The sequence below is a fragment of the Rouxiella sp. T17 genome (assembly GCF_036663475.1).
GTDB lineage: Bacteria > Pseudomonadota > Gammaproteobacteria > Enterobacterales > Enterobacteriaceae > Rouxiella.
Genome location: NZ_JAWUEA010000042.1, coordinates 29302 through 48197, shown reverse-complemented (window position 1 = coordinate 48197; position 18896 = coordinate 29302). Strand labels below are relative to the sequence as shown.

General features: G+C 50.6%; 13 protein-coding genes. 4 read left to right on the top strand and 9 right to left on the bottom strand.

Features of this window, described 5'->3' with window-relative positions; all coding sequences use genetic code 11:
* Positions 1-27: 27 nt before the first annotated feature.
* The 4 genes from treY to SC206_RS20825 form a co-directional block, all read right to left on the bottom strand.
* The gene (gene treY / locus SC206_RS20840) at positions 28-2562 is read right to left on the bottom strand and encodes a malto-oligosyltrehalose synthase (RefSeq protein ID WP_332740437.1); all 2535 of its coding nucleotides are present in this window, start codon (positions 2560-2562) and stop codon (positions 28-30) included.
* Complete coding sequence (gene treZ, locus SC206_RS20835) at positions 2559-4376, bottom strand: malto-oligosyltrehalose trehalohydrolase (RefSeq protein ID WP_332740434.1); 1818 nt, start codon at positions 4374-4376, stop codon at positions 2559-2561. The genes treY and treZ overlap by 4 nt, the downstream gene beginning before the upstream one ends.
* A 233-nt stretch (positions 4377-4609) precedes the next feature.
* Positions 4610-5473, bottom strand: coding sequence for a glucose 1-dehydrogenase (locus tag SC206_RS20830; RefSeq protein WP_332740432.1), 864 nt, complete (start codon positions 5471-5473; stop codon positions 4610-4612).
* Between the two features lie 252 nt (positions 5474-5725).
* Positions 5726-6949 (bottom strand): oxalate decarboxylase family bicupin, encoded by a 1224-nt coding sequence (locus SC206_RS20825; RefSeq protein ID WP_332740430.1) that lies wholly within the window; start codon positions 6947-6949, stop codon positions 5726-5728.
* A 610-nt stretch (positions 6950-7559) separates the two neighbouring features.
* On the opposite strand from SC206_RS20825, the gene SC206_RS20820 reads away from it, so the two are divergent.
* Positions 7560-7814, top strand: a complete 255-nt coding sequence (locus SC206_RS20820) for a hypothetical protein (protein WP_332740428.1) — start codon at positions 7560-7562, stop codon at positions 7812-7814.
* 211 nt (positions 7815-8025) lie between these two features.
* On the opposite strand, the gene SC206_RS20815 is transcribed toward SC206_RS20820, so the two are convergent.
* Complete coding sequence (locus SC206_RS20815) at positions 8026-8361, bottom strand: hypothetical protein (protein ID WP_332740426.1); 336 nt, start codon at positions 8359-8361, stop codon at positions 8026-8028.
* A 203-nt stretch (positions 8362-8564) separates the two neighbouring features.
* Positions 8565-9107 carry a dihydrofolate reductase gene (locus SC206_RS20810; RefSeq protein WP_332740424.1) on the bottom strand — a complete coding sequence of 181 codons (543 nt, stop codon included), beginning with the start codon at positions 9105-9107 and terminating at the stop codon, positions 8565-8567.
* 413 nt (positions 9108-9520) lie between these two features.
* Between SC206_RS20810 and yddG the strand changes: the two genes are divergently transcribed.
* The gene (yddG, locus tag SC206_RS20805) at positions 9521-10414 is read left to right on the top strand and encodes an aromatic amino acid DMT transporter YddG (RefSeq protein WP_332740422.1); all 894 of its coding nucleotides are present in this window, start codon (positions 9521-9523) and stop codon (positions 10412-10414) included.
* Between the two features lie 985 nt (positions 10415-11399).
* Here the strand turns inward: yddG and katG are convergent.
* Positions 11400-13580 carry a catalase/peroxidase HPI gene (katG, locus tag SC206_RS20800; RefSeq protein WP_332740420.1) on the bottom strand — a complete coding sequence of 727 codons (2181 nt, stop codon included), beginning with the start codon at positions 13578-13580 and terminating at the stop codon, positions 11400-11402.
* Positions 13581-13979: 399 nt separating this feature from the next.
* Here katG and SC206_RS20795 point away from each other — a divergent pair, with 399 nt between their 5' ends.
* Entirely contained in the window at positions 13980-16418 is a 2439-nt protein-coding gene (locus SC206_RS20795; protein ID WP_332740418.1) for a membrane-bound PQQ-dependent dehydrogenase, glucose/quinate/shikimate family, read from the top strand.
* A 105-nt stretch (positions 16419-16523) separates the two neighbouring features.
* On the opposite strand, the gene SC206_RS20790 is transcribed toward SC206_RS20795, so the two are convergent.
* Positions 16524-17003 carry a MarR family winged helix-turn-helix transcriptional regulator gene (locus SC206_RS20790; RefSeq protein WP_332740416.1) on the bottom strand — a complete coding sequence of 160 codons (480 nt, stop codon included), beginning with the start codon at positions 17001-17003 and terminating at the stop codon, positions 16524-16526.
* Positions 17004-17074: 71 nt separating this feature from the next.
* Between SC206_RS20790 and SC206_RS20785 the strand changes: the two genes are divergently transcribed.
* On the top strand, positions 17075-18010 hold the full coding sequence (locus SC206_RS20785) for a quinone oxidoreductase family protein (protein ID WP_332740414.1): 936 nt from the start codon (positions 17075-17077) through the stop codon (positions 18008-18010).
* A gap of 51 nt (positions 18011-18061) precedes the next feature.
* Here SC206_RS20785 and SC206_RS20780 read toward each other — a convergent pair whose 3' ends face one another.
* Entirely contained in the window at positions 18062-18733 is a 672-nt protein-coding gene (locus SC206_RS20780) for an aspartate/glutamate racemase family protein (protein ID WP_332740412.1), read from the bottom strand.
* Positions 18734-18896 lie beyond the last annotated feature (163 nt).

Genomic DNA, 18896 nt, shown 5'->3' with positions numbered 1-18896 from the left:
GTTCCGATGGAAAAATGCAAGAAATAATCAGTCGGTAATCAAAATGAGCGGCTGATGGGCGGCAAGTTCCTCAAGAGTAATACTTTCAGAAAATTTAAGTTTCTCACCCGTTAAAATGTTGCGATAACCTCGGTTGGCAAGCGAATCGGGTAGCGCGATCTCTGTCTGTTGCCAGCCTGCGTGGCGAGTTTCCGCGTCGTTTCCTTCAAACGCTTCAAAGGAAAGACGAGGTAAAATAACCACCAGCGCCTCTGACTTATCCACACGGGAAAACGCCACCGTCTGCTGTTCAAGACTTCCCGTGGCGGCCAACGGCAGATAATCGCCTCTACGGAACAGCGCCGGTTTTAGCTTGCGCAGATGCAGCAGTTTGGCGACCACACTTTGCTTCAGCCTGCCACTCAGCCAACTTTCGGAATCAAATGACACCGCGTCATCATCTTTATTCAGCCACTGTTGCAGCACGTCAAAATCAGGTTCACGGCGATTATCGGGGTCTACAAGACTGAAGTTCAGCCCTTCGCTTCCCTGATAAATATCCGGCACGCCCGGCGCGGTGAGCTTGATAACCGTTTGGGTCAAACTGTTGACTAATCCCGCATGAATAAAGGGTTGCAACGCCTGCGAGAAATCTTCGAGAAACGCCTGATTATCCGGCGACAGTAAGTGACGGGTGTAATCGAACACCGCCTCTTCAAAAGTATCGTTGGTGTCGGCCCAGTCGGTGCGCAGCTTGGCCTCACGCAACGCTTTTTCCACAAAGGCCAAAAACCTTTCTTCAAGTTCCTTAAGCCCGTGAGCATCTTTAATGTCCAGCGTAGTCGGCCACGCGCCCGCCAAGGCCTGATAAATCATCCATTCACCCGCCGGTTTTGGCGCGGGTCCATCCTCGAGCAGGGCGACTTTCTCGTGATTCATCTTGCGCCAGCGGGCGATACATTCCGCCCACCGCTCTGGTGCTTCGGTGAGCGTATAAAGTCTGGCGCGCGCGTCTTCCCCACGTTTGGTGTCGTGGGTCGAGGTGCTTGAAATGCCGTCGGGCTGACGTTCGAGCCGCGTTTGCATCTCCTCATGAAAACGTTGCAGCGAGAAGGCGCGCGGCAGTGGCTCGGCTCCCACTTCGTTCAACGCCAGCTCCATGTTTTGACGGAAAAACAGCGTATCTTCCACCGATTTCGCCATCAGCGGGCCGGTTAGCTGTTGGAAACGAGTGCGGAATGTCGCCGTGTCCGCTTCCACCTGTTTAGAAACATCCCCCGTGAGAATATCAACGATGAACGCCAGCGCGGCAGGATCGGGCGCGTACTGCCCCGCTTTCACCTGTTCAGCCACGTTTTGCAGCAGCTCGACGCCCTCCGGCGGCAGAGCGTTTTCCGTGCCGTAGGTTCGATAAACCGGAAACGCAATCAGCAGCTCGCGTAAGGCCGAGTGGAGTTGCTGCGGGTCCAGCGTTTTATTTTCTTTAGCGGCAATTTCTACGGCGATGCTTAACAAGCGGCTAAATTCGCCTTCAAAATTGCGATCGACCATCAATTTTTTGGCGGCGCGCAGCTCGGCCTGCATATCGACCTTTTTGCCGATCACCTCGTGATACGCCCTGCGCAGGCTGCTGATTTTTGTGCCATCCACCAGCGCATCGGAAAGCGCGGCGATGAATTCATAACCCGTGGTGCCGGAAATAGGCCAATCTTCTGGAATTTGCTCATCTTCGCCCAGAATTTTTTCTACGGTGAGGTAACACGCCTCGCCCGCTTCCTGACGTAGCCGCTCAAGGTAACCTTTCGGATCGGCGAGACCATCGACGTGATCGACCCGCAGCCCTTGCACCGCGCCGGAACGTACCAGCTCGAGGATTAAACGATGGGTATCGTCGAACACCTCTTTATCTTCTACTCTCACGCCCGCAAGGCCGGTGATTTCAAAAAAGCGTCGATAAGACAAGTCACGCGGCGCATCGCGCCATGACATCAATCGCCAAGGTTGACAGGCATGCAGCGCCAAAATGGCGGTTTTATCCGTAAGTTTCAGCACCTCTTCTTCACGGCCTTGCCAGCTTTCGGCAGCCAGCGGATAAAAATTATCGAAATAGGCGAACGCGGGCTTTCCGGTTTCCGGGTCGCGCTTAATGCTAATTTCGTTATTATCTAACGCCGCCTCGAAGGTATCGCCCAAAAAAGGCAGAGTCAGCGGACGAGACCAGTCGATGTCAAAATGACGGGCGTACGGACTCTTTTCACCCTTTTCAATCACATCGCGCCACCAGTCGTTTTCAAGCGAAGCGGCCATATGATTGGGAACGATATCAAGGATTAACCCCAGCCCCGCCTGTTTCAATGCCGCGACCAACCGATCAAATCCTTCGCGTCCGCCCAGCGAAGGCTCAATTTCGTTGGCGTTAGTGACGTCATAACCGTGGGTGGATTCCGCCGTGGCGGTGAAAATAGGTGACGCATAAAGATGACTAATGCCGAGGCGCTGAAGGTAAGGCACCAGCCCGGCGGCGCGGTCAAAAGTCATGCCGTTTCGGAACTGAATTCGGTACGTTGCGGTTGGAATGCTCATTCTGCGTCTCTCGGATCAAGGCGAACAATTATTGAATTCTGCGGCAGCGTATTGCCCGCATTTGGCCAGGCAAAAATCGTTGCACCGGGCTGCTCGGGCAGTGGCTGAGGTTTTTCGGCAATATTAAACGCCATCGACAGCACGCCTTTCGGAAAATGCCAGTTTACGGCAACGTAGCCTTCGGCAGTTTCCAAAACCTTGCCACTGTTGCCACCCGCGTCTTTAAGCAGCGGAACAATATATTGCTGTCTCAAAGCCAGCAGTTGGCGACTCAAGGTCAGCCAGTTTTCGCCCTCTTTACGAGTAATTTTGGACCAATCCAGCTTCGACATCTCGAACGTTTTTTCGGCATTCGGGTCGGGAACTTCTTCCCCGTCATAACCTGAATGGCCTTCAAACTCCTTGGCACGCCCTTCTCTCACGGCTTTCGCAAGGTCACCGTGGAAATCTGTAAAGAATAGGAAAGGATGAGTTTCACCATACTCTTCGCCCATAAACAGCAGCGGAATATGCGGAGAAAGCAGTAAGGAGGCGAGCAGCACCTTTGTGCGATCGGCACCGGCCAGCTCGAGTAAACGTTCACCGTGCGCGCGATTACCGACCTGATCGTGGTTCTGAATAAAATCGACAAAGGCGACCGGCGGTTGGCCGCGACTGTCTACCCCGCGCGTCTCTCCTGTCTGTGATGAGACCTCGCCCTGATAGGCAAACCCCTCGGCCAACACGCGGGCGACGAGTTTTTCGGGCTGCTTGGCGAAGTCCTGATAGTAGGCGTGCGTTTCCCCCGTAGCGAAAACGTGAACGGCGTTATGGAAATCGTCGTTCCATTCACCGGTAAACAATGGCGCGCTGCCGTCGGCTTCCCGCGGATGCAAGAAGATTACGTTGCGGGAGTCTTCGGTGGTCAAATGAATCGGACGGGAAGTTATTTCTTGGCGAATTCGCTCGGCGATTTCTATTAATACGTGTTTTTTGGAACCGTCTTCAATTTGGTCGATAGCGTCAAATCGCAGGCCATCGAGATTAAACTCTTTTAACCAGTAAAGCGGCGCGTCGATAATATAACGACGGGCCGCGTCGACATCATAGGCAATGCCTGCGCCCCAAGGCGTGAGTCGCTCCTTGTGGAAAAAGTCTGGCGACAGCAGCGGCAAATAGTTACCTTCCGGACCAAAATGGTTGAGCACAATATCGAGCACTACAGAAAGACCGTGGCCGTGCGCGGCGTCGATAAAGGCTTTGAAATCGTCGGGCGTGCCGTAGGCGGAATGCGGCGCGTAGAGCAGCACGCCGTCGTAACCCCAGCCGCGATTGCCACCAAATTGCGAAACGGGCAGCACTTCGAGCATGGTTATTCCGAGCTCGGCAAGATAAGGGAGTTTCTCAATCGCGGCGGCAAAGGTGCCTTCAGGCGTAAAAGTGCCGATGTGCAGCTCGTAAACCACGGTTTCGTCCCACGGACGGCCCTGCCAGTCACCGTTTTGCCAACGATAACTTTCTGGATCGATCACTAATGAAGGGCCGTTTACCTCGCCTTTTTGCGCGCGCGAGGCGGGGTCAGGCACGACGGTGCCATCGGCCAGCACATAATTGTATTCAGCACCGGGCGAGACGTTATTTTGCGTCAGTTCAAACCAGCCGTCGCCGCTTGGGCGCATCTCAGTCTCTTCGCCGTCGAGCCTTAAGCTGACTTTTTGCTGACCGGTTGCCCACAAACGAAAGCGCACCGCGCCGTTATCTTGGCCTCCGCCGCTGCTCTGGCATTCACCAAGGTAGTTCGCACCCCAACTTTTAAGAAATGATTTGGATTCCATTCAATTCCCTCGTTTACGTCAAAGTAAGCAAAAGTCGACCTTACGCGGTTCTTTTTTCGACCACAGGCAGTCTCTGAAAATCAAGCATAGCCCAGGATTTCAGCAATGATCTCAAACAGGTTATTTTGTGAACGGTTAACCAATAATTCAGCGTAGAAGATGAGTAGAGCAGAAGAAAAGAAGAGCAGAAAATTGCCTGCGCCAGCAGGGGCGCAGGCGTGAAGCAGCGACAATTAAATAATGGCCTTGCCGCCGGTGACGGCAATGGTTGCGCCAGAAATATAGCTCGCCTCGTCGCTAGCCAGCATCACGTAAGGCGCGGCTAATTCGGCTGGCTGGCCGGGGCGTTGCAGGGGAACATCGCTGCCGAAATCTTTCACCTTATCGGCTGACATGGTGGCGACAATCAGCGGCGTCCAGATAGGTCCCGGCGCGACGGCGTTGCAACGAATGCCTTTCTCGGCCAGCAAAGCGGCCGTGCTGCCGGTAAAGTTGACGATCCCCGATTTAGTGATTGAATAGGCCACCAAAATCGGCTTGGGTTGGTCGGCATTTATCGACGCGGTATTGATTATCGAACCGCCCGGCGGCATGTGCGGTACTGCCGTTTTTGTGATACGAAACATGCCATAAAGATTGGTTTTCATCGTTCGATCAAACTCGTCGTCACTGATTTCATCCAGCGACGTGCGGGTCTGTTGAAACGCCGCGTTGTTGACCAGGATGTTGATTTCCCCAAAAGCCTCGACCGCTTTATCTACGATCGCATGACAGTGCTCGAGCTCCGTAATATCACCCGGCACCAATACCGCTTTTTGACCCGCTTGTTCAATCAGTCGCGCGGTTTCTTGGGCATCTTCGTGTTCATCAAGATAAGAGATCAGCACATCGGCACCTTCGCGGGCATAGGCGATTGCCACAGCGCGGCCAATACCCGAGTCGCCACCCGTAATAATGGCTTTTTTACCTTTTAGACGGCCAGAACCTTGATAACTGTTTTCGCCGTGATCGGGCTGAGGATCCATCTTGGCCGAACTGCCGGGCCAAGTCTGTTGCTGCTCTTCGAACGGGGGCTGTGGACGTTGAGAATCAGACATATCTTCTCCTTTTAAACAGAGGTTAATTGACGCTTCGCTCTTTGCTGAACGGCGTAGCAACTCATAAAAAGGGTAGAAGCCAGAGAGGAGATGTGCAATTCCCAACGTTTTTTTATGACGCCTAATAGAACAGTTGATGGCTAAGGTTGCTAGGTAATGGGTAATGCGTAATGGATACTGCGGAATAAATTGGCCGGAAACCGGCCAAGAATAATGAATATCTAAAAAATCGTCTCATTAACGATAAGTTGATTATTTAACCACCGGATTCTTTTGCAAAGAGAGCGCGTTCATGAATTCGTCGTCTAATTGCAGATGCTGTTTCACCAACTCTGGCGGCGTGCTGGCAAGCCACTGATTCAAGGAAATATCGGCGTAATAATCACTTTTGAATAGCTCAAGGAAACGCAGCGGACCCGTTCCGGTATTCTCGATGTAATGGCCCATGGCAAAAGGCACGTAACCGACATCACCCGCGCGATAATCAAAGGTGCGCGCCTGACCTGATGACGCAAATACCCCCATCCGGCCTTCGCCCTCGAGATAATATTGCCATTCGTCGTTATTTGGATGCCAATGCAGCTCGCGCAGGCCGCCCGGTTCAATTTCCACCAGCGCTGCTGCGATGGTTTTTGAAATAGGGAAATTAGAGGAGTCGGTAATTCTCACCGTGCCGCCCGGCGCTTTTATAGGGTCCTGAGCCAACATTTTATGGGTAAATTGCAGCTTGGATTTTGGCGCGTTTTTCGTCGCGTCATCAGCCAGACTGCCCGGCACCGTGCCGGCAAATATATATTCGTCATTCGGCGAAGGAAGTTTGGAAAACGTTGAAACCGGAACGCTGAAATTCTTGGCGAGGATTTCTGGCGGAATATGTTTAAACCAGTCGGAAAGCAAAAAGGTGCTGTCTTCATCAAAATTGCCGTCATCAAAGGCCAGTAAAAACTCGCAGCCATCGGCACCAATGCCCTGAATAGAGTGCGGCATGCCCGGCGGGAAATACCATAGGTCACCGACGCCAATATCATCGACAAACCAGCCGCCATGGGTGTCGAAAGCCGTTACCCGCGCCTTGCCGTAGGTCATGTAGGCCCATTCGCCCTCTTTATGCCAGTGTAATTCGCGAATGCCACCGGCGTTAAGGCGCATATCCACGCCCGCGATGGTGGTCGAAATGCCGAGTTCACGTTGGGTAACCTGACGCGTCCAGCCGCCACTGCCTTTACGAACGTGTGAATCACTGAACGAGTAACGCAGATTGGCGACGGTTCCGCTGTCAGTCGCAGGCGGATTTACGATATCCGGGTTTTCAGCCTCACGAATGGGGTCGTGAGGACCCGGATCACGACCGCCAGTAGGGGTGCCAGCCGGATAAGCTTTGACATTGTTATCATGGGCATAGGCTTGTCCTGCCGCGAGCGCCACCGTTCCACCCGCCGCAAACGCCATAAATTTTCTTCTTGAGATTTTTTCCATTAATCAAATCCTTCATTATTTTAGACAGAAGTTAATGCTCCTCAGCAGTAGGGTTATAGACGGATTTGAGATCGGGCGTGTAACAATTTTGCAACGTTATCACTACGACAAAGCTCAAGAGAAATGAAAAGCATTATTACTAAGTAACTAATTAATTTAACTTGTTTAAAGTCTATTTAGGATGAAACCCTCTGTAACATTAGAAACGGCACAAAGTGGTAAACCGCATACGCCTGTTTATTTTTTGTTTAGATTAAAAAGCGCGCTTAAAAAGAAATAAAATATTACGCTTAGTCGAATAATTTAACCTTTTATCTTCAAAAATCTCTCTTGTCCGATTGTAAACGCGGGCTGCTTTCCCTGTTTATCATTCTGTTTTAACAACAAATATAAGCTTTAGGCTTTAACGTTGATTATTTGTTATCGGTAAATTTCAGTTAAGTTAATTGAGCGTTTTTTATAATTTCAGAAGTATTAAATTAGAGTCGCAAGTGATAGTATTTTGCGGTCTAGTTTTTATATAAAATAATATAGCGAGTTGATAACTATGGCTGATAATGAACTTTTAAAATTTGCAGGCATTGCCTTTACACACAAAAGCAAAAACCTCATGGGTAATGGCTGGGATCCGTTAAATAATCAATCTGAGGCGATGAAACTGAAAGAATCGCTGAATATTGGTTTGCGAGAATACGAAGAAGAGTTGACCGCGCCGCGCTTTGCCAGCGCCTGTTATGAAGATGAAGACGGTTATTTACACTGGTTCCATGAGCAGAATCCTAATATCGACGGGCAAATAGAAGGCGTTGTGCGTCGCGTTATTGTTAAAGCCGCCGCAGATATGGGTAAGAAACTCACTGCCTGAGGTTATTAGTGAAGAGTTATTAGCGAAGAGTTATTAGTAAATAGCTTATTCTCCAATCAAAATGTGCAATAAATAGGCGCAGATAATGCGCCTTTATTTTTTACTCTACAATTTATAAACAATCGATTCATAAATAATCGATTCACAGACAAGCGATTAATACTTAACAGGTTAATAAGCAGACTCTTTATGTGTAAAAACTAACCTCACATTATTTAAGCTGAGCACCCATCACCTTTCGGCACGCTTCGTTATTGCTAAAAACAGACTGTTGTTGATCCGCAGGTAGCTGTTGCCACGCCTTAAACACTTTCTCACCCAGCGCAGGCTGATAATTAATTTTCTGCAAGGCGTAATCAGAGTTGCCGCCATCAATCACGGTTTGCATATCCTTCAGGAACTGGCTGCTGTCATCATGATGAATCGCGCAGAAAACCGAGACATAATAGGCTTTATCTTCTTGAGAAAAGTGAGGCTCCATCCACCAGCCGAGCACGCCGGCACAAATAGCCAGAGGAATAATGATGCGGGGTTTAAAAATAGACATGGTTTTTCCAGCTTGAGGGGATTGATTTGATTAAAATAACAACCGCCGTATGGCGTGTTTCATGACGGGCAGGATAAAGTAAGCCGTCGAAGGGTTCAAGCAACGAAAGATTAACAACTTTTGCTTAATGCTAAAAGGCACAGCGTCCAGCGCCATTAAAACAATAAAACTCAGAACAAATAAAGAGCAGCGCATTCAAATTGCTATTTTGAGCCTACTTTAGCCAGTAATAAGCCAAAATCAGCGCTCAGCTTTTTCCCTTCCCACTCTTTTACCAGAAATGTTTGATAAGAATAAGCCGTATTTCCTTTAATATTTTTAACCCAAACCAGCTTGAAACGCTCCGCTGGAATGATGGGCGCATAAACATTGCCTTTAACATCAATAAGAAGCGTAGATTTATATATTACGTGACACACCAGCATCGCTTCTTGAAACAGTCTGGCTCCGCCTATGATAATAGCCTCTTTCTTGTTATTTTTTGTCGCTATTGCCAAGGCGGCATTAAGTGAACTGACCACGGGCACTTTACTGTCCGGCAGTGGCGTCGAACTTATTACAATAATATCGCGTGGTTCTAATTGAACCGGCAGCGACAACCAGGTATTACGCCCCATGATCAACAGCTTATTTTTAGTTGCCCCCTCATAGCGGGCTAACTCAAGATTGGCTTTCCAGGGAATAGAATTATTATGACCAATGACGCCATCCTGTGATGAGGTATATATCATTGATATGACAAGCATATAGCACCACGGCGGGGTTGAAATATTTAGTTACCACTCTAGTCCATTTGGCCAATTTGTAAAAGTATTGTTAAGTAAAGTTAGAAATTCGCTTTAAGCGGGCCTTTAATTGGACTTAAGCTATAGAATCGAACCTATTTTACTTAAATAGCAGACTAATGTTTTGCTAAACGAAAATATAGCCGAGGCTTCAACTCTATAAAGCTCTTTATCTTTTACAAACTCTATGAATGGCGACATGCTTCGTCATCCAGCACCTTGAATAAAGGATATCCCCCCTAGCTCTTTTTTTGACGCAGAAGTATAGATAAACTCCAGCATCTATCTGAGGTTAGTATCGGCACTTTTGAATAATTCTTAACTCCTTTACCAGCGGATCGCTGCCTCCTTCTTGTCTGAAAAAGAGAAATTTAATGCCGCACCAGAAAGCTACACTCATCGGACTCACGGCCATTGTGCTCTGGAGCGCTATTGTTGGATTAATAAGAGTCGTGAGTGAAGGATTAGGCGCCGTGGGTGGAGCCGCCATGATTTACACCTTTGGTTCTTTGCTATTGGTATTTACAGTAGGTTTTCCTGATATCAGAAAATTTCCACGCCCATATCTGATCATCGGTAGCATCCTGTTTGTTTGCTATGAATTGTGCCTGTCATTATCGTTGGGTTATGCCCAAACCGGCACGCAGGCCATTGAAGTTGGCATGGTTAACTATCTCTGGCCGAGTATGACCATCGTGTTATCGGTCATTATCTACCGGCAAAAAACTAAAATCGTCTTTATTCCCGGGATCCTGCTTGCCATTGCCGGAATTTGTCGCGTGCTTGGCGGCAGCAATGGATTTTCATTTTCGGAAATCGGCAACAATCTTTTGTCGAATCCGCTGAGTTATGGTCTGGCGCTCAGTGGTGCGATTATTTGGTCAATCTATTGTGTCGTAACAAAAAAAATAGCCCAAGGATGTAATGGGATTACATTATTTTTTGCCCTCACGGCGCTTACGTTGTGGGTTTACTATTTATCTGGCCCTCGGATTAACTTTACGTTTACTGCGCCTGTTATGGTGAATCTCGCTCTCGCAGCGGCGGCGATGGGGTTGGGTTATGCGGCCTGGAATATAGGCATTCTTTACGGAAATGTGACCGTATTAGCTACGGCGTCTTATTTTATCCCCGTGTTATCTGCCGTATTGGCCGCCTTTATTCTTGACTCTACCCTCTCAATTTATTTCTGGCAGGGAGCGGCCATGGTGAGCATTGGATCACTGCTTTGCTGGTGGTCAACGCGAACAAAAAACGTAGATCTTTAGATTAAAAGTTTTTTAAATCAACTACATGCGCTTTGCTGACTTAAATGACAATTTTTTTAAGGTCAATGTCTTTAGGTCAATTTCTTAGGTCAATTCCTTAGGTCAATTCCTTAGGTCAATTCCTTAGGTCAATTCCTTAGGTCAATAGCCTCCGAGGAATTTTCCGGTTTCAAAACTTCAATGGGCATTTGTCCTACAGCGCCGGAACCGGGCAAGAGGTGGAAGGCGCCACCTCTTGCATCTCTGCGCCTTTTGTCCAAATTTAAAAGTGTCGCCGCTCAAGTTTGTAGATCTTTCCAGTAACCTCCGCGCGTGGCGTAGGTCGCGCCGCTCTGCGGTTCCTTCATTTCGTTCGAAAGCCAGAAACGTCTTTCTCAACGCCATTCAGCGCAGCCCTGATTCCGCCAAATAACCTATGTAAAACAGCCCACATTTCTCTCTTTTTTTGTCGTCTTTAATTTTAGTCACTATGTTGTTAGAGCGATCGGCCCTTGACCGTTTAAAATTTACTGCCCTAGCTTTAAGCGATCGGCCCTTGACCGTTTAAAATTTACTGCCCTAGCTTTTAGCGATCGGCCCTTGACCGCCTAAAAGTCACCGCCCTTGCTTTAGAGGCTGTAATTGGCGGTATCAGGACAGCGCTGAATGAAGTGATTTGAGACGTGTTTGGCTCAAATCCGTAATGAAGGGACGGCGAAGCCGCGCGACCCACGCCACTCACCAATGTGCCTGGAAAGATCTCACTTTTAAGCTTTCAAGTTCCAGCTGTGGAAAAAAAGCTTGGGATTCCAAAGGGGCGAGCGACTGCGCCTCTTTGGGCGGTCTGCGCCGCCGCGCAGTAAGCGAAGCGCATGCTTTTGATCTAGAACTTGAACTTGAACTTGAACTTGAACTTAAAAAAAACTTTTGAAATAAAATACAAAAAAACGAGGAAGATATTCATCTCCCCCGCTTTTGCATAAAAATAAGTGTTTAAAAAACTCTTTTAGATATCAAATCTATCCAGATTCATCACCTTCGTCCACGCTGCAACGAAGTCTTTAACAAACTTCTCTTTCGCATCGGCGCTGGCATAAACCTCGGCCACGGCGCGTAAAATGGAGTTTGAACCAAACACCAAATCCGCGCGGGTTGCCGTGAATCTCACCTCACCACTCTGGCGGTCGCGGCCTTCAAAAGATTCGCCCGTCGCGTCAGTCGCTTTCCATTCGTTACGCATGTCCAGCAGATTGGTGAAGAAGTCGGTGTTCAGCTCGCCTTCTTTATCACTGAAAATGCCGTGCTTGCTGCCATCGTAGTTGGTCCCAAGGGAGCGTAACCCACCCAACAGAACGGTCAATTCAGGCACGGAAAGCGTCAGTTGCTGAGCCTTGTCGATCAACAGATTTTCCGTAGAGGCTCTCACGTCATTGCCACGATAGTTACGGAAACCGTCGGCCTTCGGTTTTAGAAACTCGAAGGATTCAACATCGGTTTGCGCCTGCGTGGCGTCCACGCGACCCGGCACAAACGGCACCTCAACATCAACGTCAGCAGCTTTGGCAGCCTGCTCGACGCCAACCACGCCCGCCAGCACGATGATATCGGCTAAGGACGCCTTGCCGTGCGTTTTCTGAATCAGTTCCAAAGCGGGCAGCACGCGGGCTGCGACGGCGTTAACCTGCCACTCGCGCTGTGGCTGCAAGGCGAGACGCGCGCCGTTGGCACCGCCACGTTTATCGCCACCACGGAAGGTCGATGCCGAAGCCCACGCCACTGAAATCAATTCACTGACTGTCAGGCCAGCCGCCGCAATTTGCTCTTTCAGAAACGCAATATCTTCTTCTGATGGAGAATAGGACGCCGCAGGTAATGGATCTTGCCAGATGAACTCTTCCTTCGGCACTTCTGGACCAATGTAACGCGCTTTTGGCCCCATATCGCGGTGAGTCAGCTTGTACCATGCACGAGCAAAGGCTTCGTTAAAGGTCTGCGGATCGTTAAGGAAGCGACGAGAAATCTTTTCGAATTCCGGATCAAAACGCAGCGTCAGGTCGGTAACCAGCATGGTGGGCTTGCGCTTTTTATTTGCATCAAACGGATCGGGAATGATTTCGCCTGCATTGCTGGCTTCGAACTGGATCGCGCCGGTTGGGCTGCGCGTCTGTACCCATTCGTATTTAAACAGGTTCTCGAAGAAATAGTTGCTCCACTGGGTCGGCGTTTGTGACCAGGCAACTTCGATACCTGAAGTGATCGTATCCGGCCCGGCTCCCGTGCCGTAACTGTTTTCCCAGCCTAGACCCTGCGCCTCGATTGGCGCGGCTTCCGGCTCGGGTCCCACCTGATCCGCCGGACCTGCGCCGTGAGTTTTACCCAGCGTGTGGCCGCCCGCAATCAGGGCAACGGTCTCTTCATCATTCATGCCCATATTGCCGAAGGTTGCACGAATCGCTGGCGCCGCCGACGCAGGATCGCCACTGTGCTCCGGCCCTTCCGGGTTGACGTAAATAAGTCCCATTTCAGTGGCGCCGAGCGGCGAATTAGCCAACGATTCTGGATGGCGATGATCGAGCCAGTTAAGCTCGTTACCCCAGTTGACGTCGAGATCGGGTTCCCACACGTCGGCGCGTCCGGCACCAAAACCAAAGGTACGGAAGCCAGAATTTTCGAGCGCGACGTTACCGGCGAGGATATAAAGGTCTGCCCACGAGATAGCCTGACCATATTTTTGCTTCACGGGCCACAGCAGGCGGCGCGCTTTATCGAGGCTGACGTTATCTGGCCACGAGTTCAAAGGCGCAAAACGTTGCTGACCTCGGCCCGAGCCGCCACGACCGTCGAGGGAACGATAGGTCCCGGCGCTGTGCCATGCCATACGAATGAACAGCCCAATGTAGCTGCCCCAGTCGGCGGGCCACCAGCTTTGTGAATCCGTTAACAGGGCTTTGATATCACCTTTCAGCGCATAATAATCTAACTTGCTGAATTCACTGCGGTATTGGAAGTCTTTATTTAGGGGATTAGAACGATCGGAGTGTTGATTCAGTAATTCGACCTGTAATTGTCCAGGCCACCAGTCTCGATTACGGGTTCCACCGCCTGCGGCTTTGTTGTCATTCCCTTTATGGAAAGGACATTCTCCGCCCGACTCGTGGTTTTCTGTTTCAATGATGTTGTTATCCATTTTATATCCCTCATTGGTTATCCAGAGATAAGGTATACACATTTAATGACAGGTTATAGCTTGTTAAACCGATGGATTTGATAGTTGTGCAGTGATTAATGCTTTCTGTCTTAATGCCTCCCTGCTCCTTCTTTTTACCTCCCTTATATCTCTCCATTTTAAGAAATATGGCGTAACGCACTTTCAAGAAAACTTAAATTATTATCAATTTCTAAACAAATACGCCGTTTTTGCAACAAAGTTTTTACATCAATCTGTCAAGGTATGTAAATAAGCGGTTTGAGGTATTGCATAAGCCCTTATTTATGGTAGGGAAATCTTGAAATCACCCTACTGACCTCTCCCAGCCCTCTACGGTGATTTTTTGCCAGGCAGGGATTTTTTCATTTAGGGAACGTTATGAATCATTCAGAAAGCGCCTTTGCGAAAGGGGGTAGATGGCTACTCGCGATCGTACTGAGCCTGTTTGGCCTCGCCATTGCGGCCGGAGGCGTGTATCTCATCGCGCTTGGCGGTAACTGGTATTACACCATCGCAGGTATTCTCAGCATTATCAGTGCCATTTTCCTGGCACGGCGCTCACCTAAAGCCACGCTGTGGTTCGCCCTACTCTTCGTTTTCACCCTGATCTGGACCATCGTCGAGTCCGGCGCGGATTATTGGGGCTGGGTGCCGCGATTCGCCTTGATGCTTATCTTCGCTATCGCCTTCTCCTTCTTACTGCCGACCCTGCACCGCGACCTGTCGCGCGCGATTTCACGCACGGCTTCCGGCCTGCTGATTCTGGCGTTTGTGGTAGCGGGCGGTTTGGCCTTCGTGCCGTATCATGTGACAGAAGCGAAAGACGTGCCTGCTGGCGCGGATAATCCGTTTCAGGCCAACACCGGCACGGGCGTGAATCACGATATTCCGTCCACCGACTGGACCTCGTATGGCGGCAATCAGGCCACCGATCGTTACTCATCGGCGACGCAAATTAGCCCGGATAATGTGAAAAACCTTCAGGTTGCCTGGCAGGCCGAAGTGGGCGATGTGCCGAAAGATACCCGCTGGGGCGTGCAAAATACGCCGATTAAAATCGGTAATTCGCTGTTCGTTTGCGGCTATTTAAACCGAGTGGTGGCACTTGACGCCACGACGGGCAAAAAGCAGTGGGAATTTGATCCGGGTATTACTGCCGAATCAGTGCCTTATACGCCATCTTGCCGTTCTATGGCCTATTATCAGGATCCCGGCCTGCCTGCCAACTCTTCGACAGCGGCATCTTCTCCGGCGGTGGCCTGTGAACGCCGCGTTATTGTGGGTACGCTTGATGCCCGCGTAATTGAACTCGACGCGCAGACCGGCAAACGTTGTCAGGACTTTGGCAAAAACGGCGAAGTCAGCATTACCGATGACATGGGCGAGGTTTATCACGGCTACGTCGCGATTACTTCTCCGCCGGTGGTGGTGCGTGACACGTTGGTGGTTGGTCACACGACGGTCGACGGCCAGCGCGCATTTGGTCCATCGGGCGTGACTAAAGCTTACAACGTGAAAACGGGTCAATTGAAATGGGCGTGGGATGCCGCCGACCCAGAAAACACCGCGCCGCGTCAGGGCAAGGATTTGTACAAACGCGGATCGCCGGACGTTTGGGGTCCATTTACCGGTGACGACAAGCTCGGTCTGGTCTATCTGCCCGTGGCTAACGCCTCTGGCGACTACTATTCCAGCACCCGTACGCCTAATGAAAACAAGTACTCACCTTCTCTGACGGCGTTGGATATCGACACCGGCAAGCCGCGTTGGTCATTCCAGAATACGCACGACGACGTGTGGGATTACGATCCGGGTGCTTCACCGACGCTGGTCGATTATCCACAGGCAGATGGCAGCAAAGTGCCGGCCATTATCTTCCCGACCAAGAATGGCGAGACTTACGTGCTTAATCGCCAGACGGGTAAATCGCTGTTTGGCGTGGAAGAACGTCCGGTTCCACAAGGCGGCCTCGAGCCTCAGGCACGCAGCAAAACGCAGCCTTTCTCGCTGTTCAACTCGCTGGCGAAGCCTGATCTCAAACCTGAAAACATGTGGGGCCTGACGCCGCTTGACCAGTTAGTCTGTCGTATTCAGTTTGCACGAGCGGATTATCGCGGCAAGTTTACGCCGCCGAGCACCGAAAGGCCGATGATCGATTACCCGGGTTACAACGGTGGAGTCGATTGGGGCGGCGTGGCGTTCGACCCTGCACGCGGCCTGATCATTGCCAACTACAATGACATGCCAAACTACACCATTCTGGTTCCTCGCAAGAAGGCCGATGAGTTAGGCTGGAAGGCGCGCGATATCCTCAACGATCCGCAAACCGAAGGTAAAGCCGAAGGGGCAGGCGATCCGCAGGAAGGTGTCCCTGTTGCAGTAAACGTTAATGCGGGCTGGCAGTTGCCGTTCACCGGCATGCTGTGTAAAGAGCCGCCTTACGGCGGGATTCGCGCGATTGACGTGCGCGATGGCCGCACCGTGTGGGATCGCCCATTGGGCACCGCGCGTGAAAACGGTCCGTTTGGACTGCCGACGGGTTTACCTATCGAAATCGGAACGCCAAACAATGGCGGTTCAGTGGTGACCAAATCGGGGCTAATCTTTATTGCCGCCGCCACGGATAACCTGCTGCGGGCGATTGATATCACGACCGGTAAAACGGTCTGGTCAGTCGCATTGCCAGCCGGTGCGCAGGCTACGCCAATGGTTTACGAGCAGGATGGCCGCGAATATGTTGCCATTACCGCCACCGGACACCATTTCATGCACACGCCACGCGGCAACTTTGTTATTGCTTACGCGCTGCCTAAGTAACGGCTAAAGATTGTCTTAGTTCGGAAGTTTGTTTTAGTGCGCCCTGAAGATAGGGCGCACTTTTATTTTCTGCGTCTCTTTTAACTTGTCTGTTATTACTATTGCCTACTTCTTTGCCGTCTCCAGCGACGTAAAATCCGTGACGAAGCGGGTTAATAAACGTTCCAGTTCTTCTCGCTCATCCGTCGGCCATTGCAAAAAAAGTTGCTGATAGATTTTTTCTCGCGCGGCATCAATTTTGTCGGTCATCACCCTACCCGTCGCAGTAATAATCGCTTCGTTAATCCTTTTATCTTTTGCACTCTTCTGCCGGTGCGCCAGACCATTCTCCTCAAGCTTCGCGACCTGTCGGCTCACCGTGGTGTAATCACGCCCTACTCGATCGGCGAGTTCAACCACGCCAATCGGCCCAAAACGGCCAATCTGCACTAAAAGAGGAAACAGCGCGCGATCGAGCTGAATCTCGGAGGCGGCAATCATTAATTCATCGCGCTGTGGACGATTAAAGGTGCCGACCAACGTGAGCAATGCGTCATGAAGATGGGTGAAGTTTTCGATTTTATGTGTATTTTGCACGCTTTTCATTGACGCCATTTCAGCTTGGGAATAATGTGTGCATTATACATATATTAAACTCTCGACAGAAGGTTATCACCATGAAAGCAGCAATCATTAATAAGATGGGCGACGCGCCGGTTTACGGTGAATTTGCAGAGCCAGAGGCTAATGAGCAGCAGAAAATTGTCACGGTAAAAGCGGCGGCCATGAGCCAGCTGGCGAAGGCGCGCGCGGCGGGCAAACATTACAGTTCGGCGACCAGTGGGCCTTTTGTTCCCGGTATTGACGGCACGGGTTATCTGAGCAGCGGCGAGCCGGTTTATTTTCTGACTTTCGACGCGCCGTGGGGAAGCATGGCCGAGAAAACGTCGGTTTTGGCCACCAAGATTGTGCCGCTACCCGCCTCGCTTGATCCGGTTTTCGCCGCGGCGCTGGCTAATCCGGGCATGTCTTCATGGGCAGCATTAACCCGCCGCGCGCAATTGCGCAAAGGTGAAACGGTGTTAATTAATGGCGCGACCGGCACCTCGGGCAACCTGGCGATTCGTATTGCACGGCATCTTGGCGCGGGGAAAATTATCGCGACGGGTCGTAATCTGGAAACGTTGGAGAAACTTCGTCACCAAGGCGCAGATGTGGTTATCACGCTGGATGCGTTATCCGCGCAACTACCCGCGCTGATGGCTGAAGGCGTTGACGTGGTGCTGGATTATCTGTGGGGCCAAAGCGCGCTCGATATCATGATGGCGGCAGTTGCGGGCGGCGAAAAAGTGGTGCGATTTGTGCAAATTGGCTCGCTCAGCGGGCAGGAAATTCCGTTGCATAGCAAATTGCTTCGCTCCTCCGGACTCACCTTAATGGGCAGCGGGCTTGGCAGCGTATCCGATGCAGAGCTGATAGCCGCGATAGGCGAACTGCTGCAAGCCGCGACGCAGAGTGATTTTTCGGTTGCGTTCCAGCAGCGCCCATTGAGTGACATAGCCACCGCCTGGCTCGAAGATGACAGCCGCTGCCGGACGGTGTTTACGCTTTAACGGCGTATTTAACGGCGTTACGACGGCCACCCGCTGGTGGCCTGATCAAAGCTAGAGCTTCTCACCGTTTCCCAGTATTGAGGCTTTCAGCCGTTTTACCGCAGCGTGAGGGGCCGTTAGTACAGGAATGGAAACCTGCTGGCGAACACTTTCGGCTGCACGGGAGGTTGAAAAATGGGCCAGCATAATCACGTCACAATGTGCCAACTCTTTAGCGCGAGCGGCAACCAGACGATTGTGGCTCTCGGCATCGCCCTTGCGCAGCAGATCAATAGCATCTTCAACCAAAATCGTGGTTAGCGTGGCGGATGAAGCGTGCTCTGCCACATAGTCATCAAACTCTTGCGTCATAGTCTCAATCGAGGGGCCAAAGGTGGCCAACATCCCGATATTTTTACCCTGCGCAACCGCCTCGTGAAACATGGCTTCATTAGGTTTTAAAACGGGAATGGGCAGGCTTTCAGCAAGCTGGTCAATCGCCGGACCAAACGCCGAGCAGGTCACTAAAATCCCTTCTGCTGCCATATCATAACCATAGCGACCAAAACGAACAAAACGGTCGATCATCGACTTTGAGAGTTCGGGCTCTCTGGCTCGGTCAATGGAAAGCCCGTCATCGAGCAAATTAATGATTTCAGCCTCGGGCCAGACTTCACTGAATGCGCTATGAATCGGCGCCATAGCGACCGGCGTCGCGTGGAGAAGAACAATTCGATATGCCATACAAGTTTCCTTTAAGTTAAGCAATGCAGGCCCCGATGCAGGGTCCTCATGTCATAAGATAAGCATGAGTTATAATGTAAGGGCTTACAATTAACTCTGTAAAGTGATCTGAATCACATAAAAAAGTTATAAATTTGTTAGGGTGATATTGAAATCAATAGCG